Here is a 12,060-nt window from a genome sequence, read left to right on the forward strand (position 1 = left end):
CAATCCACGGCCGAGTCGTCACACCATCACGAACGGCCGAATTGTCTGACGGGTCACGCCCGACCAGGACATCTCAACAAGATCGTGTTACGAGCTCTAAGGGGGTCCTTCGTCCACAGGAGGCCCTTGTGCACACCACCGACGCATCCGGTGCGCCCCAGAAATGGGAGCTCTACCGTCACGCAGTCGTGGACATCCACTTCCACGACCGGACCGTACGGGTCGAACCGCGTGCGCCGAGCACGGCCGAGGGATCCTTCCCGGAACCGGCCGGCAGCGCCACCCTTCATGTGATCACGGCCTGGAATCCTCGCGGCCGTACCGCCTCCGCCGAGTTCAACGCCCGTGCCCAGGGCTTGTTACTCGATGAGCTTGACCGACGGCGGCTCACCTGGTGGCCCGCGGCAGGAGGCGACGCGTACGGCACGCACGTCGAGGAGAGCGTCGCCGTCGTCGGCATTAGCGACGGCGCGGCGCGCGAACTGGGGCGGCGCTTCGGTCAGGACGCGATTTTCGTCTGGACTCCCGACGCATGGCGTGTATCGGCGTGCGACAGCGACACCTCCGCCGTGAGTGGATGGGCGGCGTTCGCCAGGAGCGGCCGAACGTCACGGCTTCCTCCGGCCGACGGCACCGGCGACGGCCTTTGGAGCGCCCCGTCGGACCGCCGCTTCGACGACCGCTGATGTACATGAGCGCCGGCGTACGGCAGGAGCGATGACGATGGGCATGCACCCCATGCGGACCCCGGACCGCTGTCCCCGCTGCGGCAGGCCCCTCACCGGCCCACCGGCCGAGCGGGTCAGGGTCGACGGCTTCCCGGCGGAGGTGAGGTACGAGACCGACCCCCTGTGCGGTGCACGCTGGCACGTGTGGGACAAGACGTCTCCGCTGCGCCGCCTGGCTCGCCCCTGTGTGGATGGCACGGACTGACGTCGCGATGCTCCGCGGGCGGCGCCGACGGCAACACCGGCCGCGGCGGGAATGAAGCCCGCTACCACCAGCGGATACTGGATCGCCGGAACTCGGCCGGTGACACTGAAACACCCATCGCCCAAGGTCACGATATGTACGAGGCCGTATGGATTGTCAGACCGCGCAGATAACCTGACGACGTGTACGACATGACGGACCCGGTAGTCGCTCGCCAGGCGGCGAAAGCCGCTGAACAAGAGCGCCTGAGACGTGCGCGTGAACGCAGGGAGAGCCAGGGTTCCTCGGGCGTGAGCGGTTTCGTTCAGCGCAAGTGGCGTTGGCTCGGGGTCGGGGGCGGCGAGGCGGTCGAAACCGTGCTGGCCATGCTCACGGAGACAGCGGCCGCCGCCGGAATGCCCGAGGCGGAACGGGCTGTCCTCACGCAGGCCCTCGAAGGCGATCCGGACCGCGAGAGCCTGTTGCCCGCTGTGCACGCGGGGCTGAGTCTCCTGTCGGCGGAGTCGGTTCTCGGCCATCTGCGGAACCTCTGGGCCAACGGTGTGCGATGGCTCAACGAGGCAGGCCTGGAGCGGTGCAGGGTGTTGTGTTCGACGGCGCCCAGCCTGGACCTGGTCAGCAAGCGTTCCCACGCGGTCTCGGGCGGACCCGCCTTCAGTCTCTTCGCGACCGCGGCCACTCGCGGGGCGATACCCGTGCCGAACCGGTTTCTCGACGAGCTTCTCCCGTGGGCGCCCCTGTCCGTCATCGACGATCTGATCGACCACGGTGGCCTCATGCCCGAGGACGCCCCCTGGACGAGACGGGACGCCGAGGAAGGCCTCTACCTGCGCGCGCGTCTCGCACCAGCGGGGGTCACCGGCGAGCAGGCCGAGCGCCTCGCATGGCAGGCGTACCTGCGCCGGCAGTCCTTCCTCCTCGGTGAGACCCTCGTACGGCAGGAACCGGACGACGTGTGGGACCTGCTGTACGACGTCGTCATGGACGGCGACGTAACAGCCGTCAGCGCACTCGACGCGGCACTGCCCCGGCCCCAGCAGATCGAGCTTCGCGACCTCAAGTCGGGTGCGCTGTCCGGGCAGTGGCCGCTGAGCATGACCGAGGACCGAGGACTCTGGCTGCTGATGGCCACCCTGTGGCGCCCAAGGGACCTTGTCGACGCCGGACGCAGTCCGTTCTACGCCCTCGTGGCCCTGAACCGCGCCTACGACCTCGTGAAGGCCGGTGACCTGGAGGCGGCGGCCGAGCAGGCTCGCTCCCTCACCCGGGACAGCGCTGGCAACCGCAAGGTTCCGGCGGACCTGGTGCAGGAGGCCCACGCCCTTGGGGCGTACGTGGCCGTGGTCCAGAGCGAACGGCTCGATTCGCCCGGGGGGCGGGACAGGCTTCTCGACTCCGCTGAGGAGCAGGCCGGTAAGGCCGCCGCGCAGGGAGGGGACGTCGCCGAACGCAACCTCCGGCTCCTTCGCGCCTGGAGGGGGACGAGAAGGAACGACCGCGGTCCGTTCAACAATCCGTTCCTCGACATCGGCTTCGATCACGGGGCCGGCGGGTGGGAGGAGCGCTGCCGGGAGATATTCCGGGAGCGCGAGGGCGACGCCAGGGCCCAGTCGGAACTGAACATGGCCGAGGAACGCATCCGTGGCGCGCTGCGCGGCGAGGCGGGCTGGGACGTCTTCTACCAGCTGCCGCTCGACCGGTCGCGATACGTCATGCCCTCCCAGGTGCCCAAGCATCTGGTGCCCCCGGTGGCGGCCCTGCCCCGCCGGACTCCAGTCACCAGTGGCGGCGAGCTGGAGGCTGTCCGTGCCCGTGCCGCCGTCGAGCTGCTCGATGATTTCCGGACCACCGCGCCGCGCCTGGACCGCCACAGTTCCACGGGATGACCGCGTCGTAGTCCTGACCAACCGTCCGAGCCGAATGAAGCAGAGCAGCCCTGATGCCTCCGAAGAAGAAGACTCCCAAGAGGGAGCGAGCACACCGCCCGTGCCCCGCGTGCGGCCAGACGCAACCCGGAGCGCAGGGCGCACCGCCACCGCACAAACCCGGAGGCCTCAAGCGCCGCCGGGGACGGCACACGGATGCCGGGGACAATCCCACGGAGACCGGTGTCGCCGAAGCTCCTCCTCGTCCTGATCCGATCGACGCGATGACGGTCATCAAAGGGGTGGCGGCCCGCGTACCGGAGGCACTGCAGGCCGCCGGAGCCGACGAGGTGCCCCCGGCCGGCGCGCTCACCGCGGCGGTGCGCAGGGCGGTCCTGGACGAGTTCCGCACGCGCGCCCAGTTCGCCGGTCGTCTCGCCGAGATCGACGCGCTGCTCTGGTCCCGGGCGGGAGACAGCCGCGAAACCGTCGAGGGCGCGATGAGGGCGCACCTGCGGGAACTGCGGCTGCTGCGGGTGACGGAGCCCGAGGAGAGCGACCGGTTCGTGGTGACGGAGGGCGAGGGAGACGCCTTCGAACTGCTGAGTCCGGCGTATGTGGACGAGTTGACAGGAAAGGTCATCCTCGCGGGCCAACTGCGGCGTATCGCCCGGCCGGCGGATGTGAAGGCGGGGAAGGAAGCATGACGGCAGCGGGAATCGACTTCGGGACCACCAACTCGGTCGCGGCCCAGTGGAACGGCGAGTACGTCGAGGTCCTGGAGATCGGCGGGCAGGGCCTGGACGCGAACTGGGGGCGCCGGGGGTTCGAGCTGCTCTACCCCTCGGTCGTCGGCACGAGTTCCCTGCGGCCGGGCACCCTGTTCGGCTGGGAGGCGAAACTCCGTTCCGAGCAGGCCGTCGAGGCGTGCAAGCGGATGCTGCGCGAGGAGCCCTTCGTCACGCTCGGCGGTCAGCGGTTCGCCGCGACCACGGCCGCCGCCGGCGTCTTCCACGCCATCGCAGGCGCGGCTGAGGAGGAGGCCGCCACCGAGATCCGCGAGGCCGTCATCACCGTGCCCGCCAACGCGACCGGCGCGGCCCGCTTCCGAACCCGCGAGGCCGCCCGTGCCGCGGGCCTCACGGTCCGCACTCTGCTGAACGAGCCGACGGCCGCGGCGATCGCGTACGCGCACGAGATGGAGGTCGACGGCGAGTTCCTGGTCTTCGACTGGGGTGGCGGCACGATGGACGCCACCCTCCTCCTGCACGACGACGGGTTCTTCGACGAGAAGGCGAGCCGGGGCGTCAACCGCCTCGGCGGCCTGGAGATCGACGCCCGGCTGCGCCGTATGGTTCTCGACCGGGCGCCCGCGCGTGGGCGGTGGAGCGATTCCGAGAAGCGGATGTTCAGCCTGGAGATCGAGCGGGCCAAGATCCTCCTCTCCCATCAGGAATCGGTCCGCGTCCGAACTCCCGATGACGTCACCGTCGAGATCGGGCAGGACGAGTTCTCCGAGGCCATCCAGGACCTCATCAACCAGGCCCTCGACCCGGTGGAGGAATGCCTGGAGCAGGCTCGGATCGCCCCGCAGGACCTCACCGCGGTGCTGATGATCGGTGGCAGCAGCCAGATCCCGGCCGTGCGCGCCGCGGTCTCGGAGGCGCTCGACTGCGAGCTCGTGGACACCTCGCTGTGCGACCCGATGACCGCGGTCGCCGAGGGGGCGGCCATCAGTGCCGCGGCCATGGACGGCGAGCTGAAAAGCATCATCCGGGTGGTCAACACGCATGCCCTGGGCACGATCACCAAGGACCGCGAGGGCAGACGGAGCTTCAGCGCCCTCATCGACCGGAACCAGCGCCTGCCGCAGCAGCGCGTGAAGTCGTACGAGCCGACGAAGGACAACGTCTCCCAGCTGACCGTCGAGGTCTGGGAGGGAGACCCGGACCGCGAGGTCGACCACCCGGACAACGTCAAACTGACCGACCTCGTCCTGACCTACCCGCGGCGCTGCACGGCCGAGGACGGTGTCTTCGACCTGGAGTACACATACAGCAAGGAAGGCCTGCTGACCGTCAGGGCCACCCTGCAGAAGACCGGCGAGGTGGTCCTCGACGGCGAGGTGAAGGTGTTCGGGGACGGGAACGTGCTGCCGGAGGTGAAGAAGGAACTCGACCGGCTGCTCTCCCTCACCCCGGCCGCCCGGGCCGCGACCACGCCGACCCATCCCCAGCAGGCGAACGCCAACTCCCGGAGCAACGGCGTGGCCAAGCCCGCTCCTCCCCGTTCCGCGGCACCGACGGCCGGCCCGCCCACGGCCGCGCCGCCGCTCGTCATCGACGGATCCAACCTCGCGTGGAACGGGCGGCCACCGCGTACGGCGGGCGGCAAGCCGAGCTTCGCGGCGCTGGAAGCCGCCGTACGGTCGCTGCGGTTCAAGCACGCCGATCGCGACATCCACGTGGTGGTCGACGCCACCCTTCGCCACGACGTGTCCGCCGAGGAACGGCCCCGCGTGGAGGCGGCCATCGCCGACGGCACCGTCGTCCAGCCCCCGGCCGGAACCGAGGGCCGTGGCGACGCACTCGTGATCAGCATCGCCCACGAGGTCGGCGGAGTCATCGTCTCCAACGACAACTTCGCACCGTTCCAGCGGGCGAATCCGTGGCTGCGGGACGCGGGAAGGGTCATGGGGGCCACTCACTCGCAGGGGGTGTGGGTCTTCAACCGGCGCGTACCCAATCCGGCGACGCCTGTCCAGCGAAGGTGACGCCCACATCGGGCACCATCCTGAAGCAGACACTTCTCGGCTCCCCCTCCACCGACAAAGGCGCAGCTGACATGAGTGATTCCACCGCCAGCCCCGCAGAGACGCAGTCCCGAGCCCGCTATCTCCTGGACGGGCGGCGGGTGACACCCACCGACCTGCTCAGCGCCGGGCTGCTCGCGGAGGGCGAACATCTGACGTTCGTACGGCCCCGGATGGGCGAGACGCACGAGGCCACGGTCACGTCCCGGGGATGGATCCGGCTGGCGGACGGGGAGGAGTTCCGTTCACCATCCAAGGCGGCCATGGTCGCTGTCGGGTACGGGACGTTCGACGGGTGGGAGGCGTGGCAGGTGGACGACGGCCGATTCCTGACGCAGTTGCGCCAGGAACTGCTGGACCGGGCCGCCGAGGAAGCCGACCCCTCGGAACCGGAGGAACAACAACAGACGTCGCTCTCGCCCAGCGAGCGGCACGCCCGGCTGAAGAAGGCCCGCGAGTCGGCCGCGGCAGGAAGCCCGTTCGCCCTCTCCGTGCAGGAGCTGCTGGGCTGGTGGGGTGCGACAGGCCGAGGACTTGTCAACGAGCAGATCGAAGCCGAGCTCGCCAACCACAGCCTCATCACGTCGCCCGAATTCGACAAGGTCCCTCTGACCGCGACGGTCCACCTGGTCAAGGCCGCGGAAGAAGACGCCGAGAACATTCCTCTCGCCGGGTTGCCGTCGGCCGTCACAGTTCCGGCCGGCACGTCCGAGGAACAGGAATCCCGCGAGACCGGGCTGACCGTGGGCACCCTGCCGTCCGCGCTCGGCGGCGTCATCAGCGTCAAACCGACGGCCACCTTCGAGGAGGTCATCACGTTGATGGTGCTCCACGACTTCTCCCAGCTGCCGGTCCTTGCCGGTCCGCACAGCCTGCGGGGATCCGTCTCGTGGAAGTCGATAGCCCGTGCCCGGCACGCCGACCCCGGCGCCCGCCTCTCCCAGGCCATCGTGGACGCTCGGGACGTCCGCTACGACCACGACCTGATCGACGTCCTGCCCACACTGGCCGAGCACGACTTCGTCCTCGTCAGGGACCAGCGGAACGCCATCGCCGGCATCGTCACCGCCGCCGACGTGGCCCAGGCCTACGGTGATCTGGCCGGACACTTTCTCCTGATCGGGGAGATGGACCGCAGGCTGCGGCAGGTCATCGCGGGCGCCTTCACCCTGCCCGAGGTCACGAAGCTCTGCGACCCGAAGGGCGAACGCATCACTTCCTTCGGCGACATGAGCATCGGCGACTACAAACGTGTACTGGAGCATCCCGAACTGTGGCAGCAACTCGGATGGCCACTCGACCGCAAGGTGTTCATCGAGCGGCTTGAGGAGATCCGCCGAATCCGCAACAACGTCATGCACTTCAACAGCAGCGATCCCCTGCCGAAGGGCGACGTGGACAAGATCCGCAACCTCAACAAGCTGCTGAGGGAGTACGGGGAGTAGATCGGGGAACTCCCGCCCGCACACCGGCGCTTACACGCCACACGCCGTCGCCCACGGCGGCTCGCTGTGTGCGCGTCGACCCTGGGCACATCAGGTTGTACCCGGCAGCGTAAGCGCCATGAACAGCGAGCACTCACCCACCTCCACTGCCGCGACCGCAACGCGTGGCGCGGCAGAAGCGGACACCCCGACAGATGAGTTCACCATGCGCTTCAGCTCGACTCCCCGGGATGCCCACCTCGCCCGCCGCCTGGTCTCGGACCGGCTCGACGCGTGGGGGCACCCCTACATGTCTACCGCAAACGAGACACTGAGCGTTTTCAGTGTGGCCACTGATCGGGTGACGGGGGCGGTGTGAGGTCGGGGTGCGCAACGGACAGGGCTCCCGTGCCGTTGAGGGAGGTGTTCGACGTCTCAACTCAGCAGCACAGGAGCCCTGTTGGTTCCGTATCCTGCCGCACTCGACCTGCCCCACGCCCTGGTCGAGTGGGTCACGATGCTCATCGTCACCCGTGAGGGTGACCGCCGGTGCAAACTCCCGCCGCACCGCCGTGCGCTGGTCGCACTCGTGTACCTGCGCCGCCATGACACCCTCGCCCGTATCGCCAGAGCCTTCGGGATATCCGTCGGCACCGCCCACGCCTATGTCACCGCGGTCACCGGCCTGCTCGCCGAGCAGGCCCCCGGCCTGCTGAAGACGCTGCGCGTGCACGACCCGGACTTCGTCCTCCTAGACGGCACGCTCGCCGAGTGCGACCGCGTCGGCGACGGCAGGGCCGACTACTCCTCGAAACACAAGCGGCACGGGGTGAACGTGCAGGTCGTCACGGACCCGGCCGGTGAGATTCTGTGGCTGTCGCCGGCACTGCCGGGCCGGACCCACGATCTGACGGCCGCCCGCACCCACAAGATCCTCCGGATCTGCGCACGCCAGGGCGTCCCGATCCTCGCCGACATGGCCTACATCGGTGCGGGCGACTGGGTCACCACCGCCAAGCGCCGCCCGCCAGGCGGTGAACTCACCCTCACCGAGCGGACCGAGAACCGGGCCCTGTCCGCGACCCGGGCACCTGTCGAACGAGGCATGGCACGGCTGAAGTCCTGGCAGATCTTCCGCAGATCCCGCATCAGCCCCAACCGCATGAGCGTCATCACCAAAGCCGTCCTCACCCTGGAGAAGCAACGCTGAAAACGCTCAGTGATCTCGTTGTGCCGCTTCTGTGCGCTTTTGCGCTCGCGGCCATCGAGGTTGAGTTCCTCGTCGAAGGCATCGAAGGCGCCCTTGGTGCTGTCGTTCATCGTGCTGTCGTGCTCGTTTCTGCCGGCCGGGTAGATCGTGGTGCCCGGTGCCGGCTCCGGGGTCCCGTACGTGGTGGGGCGCCCGGGGTGGGTGCCTTCACTGGGGACAGACGACGTAACTCGGCGGTAGCGCGACGGGTGTGATGAGAGTTCAGTCGCAGTCGCGGCAGCGGCTGCTGGCGCCCTCGAACATGGCCGCCGGATGGACGACGAAGCAGGCCGTGCACTGGCGCTCGAACACCTTGCGGTCGCAGCCGCAGCGGTCGCAGTCGGGGCACGGGGCAGACTCGCAGCGAGCGCAGGCGCGGGCGAAGGAGGTGAAGTCCTCCCCGCAGTGTGCACAGGTATAACTGGCGGCCTCGGGGCCGTTGTATCGAACGGAGGGCGCGAAGGTCCTCCAGGGCGCGAGGTCGATGACGGCGACGGCGAGGACGTAGCCGTCCATGGCCAAGGTCTGCAGGTACAGCTCCTCACCGGCGACGGCGCCGTCACGGTAGGCAAGCCGGCCACGTCCCTCGGCGTGTCCCTGGCCCGACAGGGCCGTGCGCAGGACCGGGACCTGGCTCTGGTCGCTGCCGCGCCGCAGTGGGGGCAGGCCGTGGGAGGCACCGAAGGCGAGGATGCCGTCGCGATCGAGGAGCAGGATGTGACCGGGAGCTGGGAGACGTTCGCTGGCTTTCACGCACGCCGCCATACGGGAGGCATTGCTCACCCGCCACAGTGCGACTGCGGCGTCCGCCGTGGGGCCGACGGCAGTGATATGGCGATCGGTGAGTGTGTCGGGCAGGAGGATGTCGGCGGCGAAGGCATCGCAGGCAGCATCCTCCAGTGCGGCGCCACCGTCGGGCTCGGCAAGCAGGACGTCCATCAGCTCCACCACGGTCTGCTGCAGGTGGTGGCCCAGCTCATGGAGACCGGTGAACTCGCAGCGGGCCAGGCTGGCAGAGGTGGCGACGGCGAGGACGGCGGGAGTGCCGGCGAAATAGGCACCGGAGACACTGCAGCCGCCGCCAGAGCGATCGTCGGGTACGTCCCTGACCTGAAGGCCGGGCCACTGCCGCAGCTCGTCAAGGGCGCCTTCGCCCAGCCGCTGGGCAGCGCCGGGGTGGTCGCGCTGCAGGACGGTGAGCATGGCCTTGGCCTGGTTACGGGCCGCGGCGCGGCGGAGGTAGTCCATCACTCGCTCTCCGGGCCTAGGTGCACGTGGAAATAGCGGTCTACCCGAGCAGGCCAGTCCGCTTCCGCAGGGCGCTCCTGACGCGCTGCCAGTGTGAGCGTGGCAAAGAGTGCCTGACGGCGGGCTTCCTGTTCGGCGGTTCCGGTGAGGTGGGCTAGCCGACGGATCTGTTCGCGGCGGGCGGGGCGACTCAGCTCGTGTACCAAACGGTCGGGCAACGGCGGATTGGCAGCCAGGATCGCGTCCGCAGACATGCCCAGGGTCGGTGCGAGGAGTTGGGCTTCGGGCGGGGTGAGAGGTGTCTGCGCGCGCAGCAGCGCGAGGGCGCGCGGTGGCCTGATGCTCAAGCGATGGATCAGTTCGGTGGGGCCCAGGCCGCACTGCTTCAGCAGGGCAGGCAGACTGCCGCTGCCCCGAGGCGCCCAGCGCGCCGTCGCCAGCACGTCCATGGTGTCGGCGAGGGTGGAGCGGAACTCGGCCGCCTGCGATGCGGGGCTGGGAAGGGGGCTGCCATAGCGGTACCCAGACGCATCCGGGGCGGGTGAGCCGTCGGCTTCCAAAGGAACGGACAGCTCACTGACCTGCCGGTCCAGGACATACCACGGAAGACGCCTGCCCAGACCGCACCACAGGGCAAGCGGCTGCTCCAGGGTGGAAGCCTCGGCGGGCAGCAGCACCGTGTCGGGGTCGTTGAAGCGCGTCTCCAGGGAGACCGGCAAGGCGTGCACCGTGGTGTCATCAACCGCCGCGATAGCCACAACCTCGACAACGCCTTCCCACACAGCACGCCAGATCTGGCCCGGTCGGGGATCACCCGGCGCTGCCGCCGTCACGGTACGGACCGCATCGGGAACATGCAGCTGGGCGGCTGCAGCGCGAAGCCGCTCATATGCGCTGCTCGATGCCTGGCTCATCGGGCGGCCCCCATTCCTCTCGGCGGTCTGTTCCCACTATGGACAAACGACGTCACTCGCCGAACGTCAGGGAGGTTCACTGCTGCGGCGCAGCAGCGCTGCGGCTACCTCTCGGGGATCACTACCCGCAGCGGTCAGAGCCAGCATGAGCTTCTCACGCAGCGCATCCATGATCGCGGACGTCTGTCGGCGCCCGAGTCCAAGCAGAACGGAGACTTCCGCCGGATCGTCCTCCAGGAACGACAGCAGTTTCCGCTCCTGCGGGGACATGTCCGCCCAGATTTCCCCGGCTACGGTCTCGGCCTCCACGGCAACGGTCCCGTGTCCCTGATCGGTGGCAGAGTCGATGAGCGCGCCATCATCCGCGTACAGCGTCGTGTACTCGGCAGGAGCGAGTAGCTCGAAGCGGGCTTCAAGAACCCTGGCCAGTTCCTCCTCCCGGACCGCTCCACCTGCTGCCTCCAGCACTCCGGTGAGTATGGCCATCAGGGCGCGCACGGTTTCCCTGGGAGTCGGCCCGGAGTGGTTCCAGGCAGTGATCCATACTCCACGCACTTCCCAGGCGGCTTTGACCAGTTCATCAAGATCGCCTTGCCAGACGGCGCCGCGTGGATGAGAGGTCAGGGCCCATCGGGGTGAAGTACCAGCCACCGCGCGAAACCGGCTGTCCGCTCCAAGGCGCGCGGCGAAGCGCCGCCGCAGCTTCCCCCGCTCGGTGCGTTTGGCTTCGTCGATCAGGAAATTCCTGATCGACGTGAAGAACATCTTCTCCAGGGAAGCGTCGTCGACCGTCTTCAGGTAGCAGGTCAGGAGGAAGTTCTCGCCCTTCCTGCTGATCATCTCGAACAGGAGCTCGTCGACGGCCTCGTCCGTCCACGCGGCATGACCTTCGGACGGTGGGAATCCCTGGGATCGTGCCACCTGACGACCGACGCGTCGCAGCAACTCAAGACCCAGATCACCAAGCTGGCCGTACTGCGCCAGCTCCTCATGCGCCCCGCCCTCCATCGACCACCTCGGCCTCACCCTGCGGACTGCGCCGTCCGCACTGGCCTCTTCCTATACACCTCTCGAGGCGCGGACGAAGGTCCGCCACGCCGTTGACTCAGCACGAGAATGCTCGCCCGGCTGCGAACGGCGATGCGTGGCAGTTCCCCGCGGGTCATCCCCCTGTCTCTCCATCCCAGGGACTTTTCAGGGACTTTCAGCGCTGTCCGAGGGACTTCCGAGGGACTTTTCGCGGCCTAACGCGGCAAGCCCCTGAAAGACCGGAAAGGGCCTCCGACGCAGGTCAGAGGCCCTTTCCAAGGCAAAGCCGCAGGTAGCGGCAGACGAGCCGAGCTATACGCCGGATTCTGTCGCCGGACCAAGGACAAGAGCATCAGCCAATCTTGGCCGATCAGGTCGCTCGATTCACCGCTTGAGCTTCCAGCCACGCCTCTACCTCCGACCAGCGGTAGCGCAAATAGCGGCCGACCTTGTGGGCTCGCGGACCCTGGTGTCGGTGATTCCATATGAGCTCGTAACACGATCATGTGCGTGCCTTCTTGAGGCGTCTCCAGCAGATGAGGCTGCAGGCCAGGGAGACGAGGGCGTCGTGGAGTTCGGTTCGGCG

General features: G+C 68.5%; 10 protein-coding genes. 7 read left to right on the plus strand and 3 right to left on the minus strand.

The features are described from left to right. Positions 1-128: 128 nt before the first annotated feature. The 7 genes from ACN6LD_RS40885 (at position 129) to ACN6LD_RS40915 (ending at position 8,244) form a co-directional block, all read left to right on the plus strand. Positions 129-686, plus strand: coding sequence for a DUF3293 domain-containing protein (locus ACN6LD_RS40885; protein ID WP_445045801.1), 558 nt, complete (start codon positions 129-131; stop codon positions 684-686). A 537-nt stretch (positions 687-1,223) separates the two neighbouring features. Next, positions 1,224-2,819 carry a hypothetical protein gene (locus ACN6LD_RS40890; RefSeq protein WP_445045802.1) on the plus strand — a complete coding sequence of 532 codons (1,596 nt, stop codon included), beginning with the start codon at positions 1,224-1,226 and terminating at the stop codon, positions 2,817-2,819. 263 nt (positions 2,820-3,082) lie between these two features. Then, positions 3,083-3,505: a hypothetical protein gene (locus ACN6LD_RS40895; protein WP_246619768.1), complete on the plus strand. Its 423-nt coding sequence runs from the start codon at positions 3,083-3,085 to the stop codon at positions 3,503-3,505. Continuing rightward, positions 3,502-5,571: an Hsp70 family protein gene (locus ACN6LD_RS40900; protein ID WP_445045803.1), complete on the plus strand. Its 2,070-nt coding sequence runs from the start codon at positions 3,502-3,504 to the stop codon at positions 5,569-5,571. The genes ACN6LD_RS40895 and ACN6LD_RS40900 overlap by 4 nt, the downstream gene beginning before the upstream one ends. A gap of 71 nt (positions 5,572-5,642) precedes the next feature. After that, on the plus strand, positions 5,643-7,055 hold the full coding sequence (locus tag ACN6LD_RS40905) for a restriction system modified-DNA reader domain-containing protein (protein ID WP_445045804.1): 1,413 nt from the start codon (positions 5,643-5,645) through the stop codon (positions 7,053-7,055). Between the two features lie 118 nt (positions 7,056-7,173). Next, entirely contained in the window at positions 7,174-7,413 is a 240-nt protein-coding gene (locus tag ACN6LD_RS40910; RefSeq protein ID WP_445045805.1) for a hypothetical protein, read from the plus strand. 81 nt (positions 7,414-7,494) lie between these two features. Beyond that, a complete protein-coding gene (locus ACN6LD_RS40915; RefSeq protein ID WP_445045806.1) occupies positions 7,495-8,244 on the plus strand; it encodes a transposase in 750 nt (249 codons plus the stop codon). Between the two features lie 261 nt (positions 8,245-8,505). On the opposite strand, the gene ACN6LD_RS40920 is transcribed toward ACN6LD_RS40915, so the two are convergent. The 3 genes from ACN6LD_RS40920 to ACN6LD_RS40930 form a co-directional block, all read right to left on the minus strand. Then, positions 8,506-9,531 carry an ImmA/IrrE family metallo-endopeptidase gene (locus ACN6LD_RS40920; protein WP_445045807.1) on the minus strand — a complete coding sequence of 342 codons (1,026 nt, stop codon included), beginning with the start codon at positions 9,529-9,531 and terminating at the stop codon, positions 8,506-8,508. Continuing rightward, positions 9,531-10,445 carry a hypothetical protein gene (locus ACN6LD_RS40925; protein ID WP_445045808.1) on the minus strand — a complete coding sequence of 305 codons (915 nt, stop codon included), beginning with the start codon at positions 10,443-10,445 and terminating at the stop codon, positions 9,531-9,533. Before ACN6LD_RS40925 ends, ACN6LD_RS40920 begins: the two co-directional genes overlap by 1 nt. 66 nt (positions 10,446-10,511) lie before the next feature. Beyond that, the gene (locus tag ACN6LD_RS40930; protein WP_445045809.1) at positions 10,512-11,453 is read right to left on the minus strand and encodes a hypothetical protein; all 942 of its coding nucleotides are present in this window, start codon (positions 11,451-11,453) and stop codon (positions 10,512-10,514) included. Positions 11,454-12,060: the final 607 nt, after the last annotated feature.

Source organism: Streptomyces sp. SAS_272, from assembly GCF_052543235.1.

Coding starts and splice junctions, on each gene's coding strand:
- ACN6LD_RS40895 (WP_246619768.1), top strand. CDS start 3,083: ATGACGGTCATCAAAGGGGTGGCGGCCCGCGTACCGGAGGCACTGCAG.
- ACN6LD_RS40900 (WP_445045803.1), top strand. CDS start 3,502: ATGACGGCAGCGGGAATCGACTTCGGGACCACCAACTCGGTCGCGGCC.
- ACN6LD_RS40905 (WP_445045804.1), top strand. CDS start 5,643: ATGAGTGATTCCACCGCCAGCCCCGCAGAGACGCAGTCCCGAGCCCGC.
- ACN6LD_RS40910 (WP_445045805.1), top strand. CDS start 7,174: ATGAACAGCGAGCACTCACCCACCTCCACTGCCGCGACCGCAACGCGT.
- ACN6LD_RS40920 (WP_445045807.1), bottom strand. CDS start 9,531: ATGGACTACCTCCGCCGCGCCGCGGCCCGTAACCAGGCCAAGGCCATG.
- ACN6LD_RS40925 (WP_445045808.1), bottom strand. CDS start 10,445: ATGAGCCAGGCATCGAGCAGCGCATATGAGCGGCTTCGCGCTGCAGCC.
- ACN6LD_RS40930 (WP_445045809.1), bottom strand. CDS start 11,453: ATGGAGGGCGGGGCGCATGAGGAGCTGGCGCAGTACGGCCAGCTTGGT.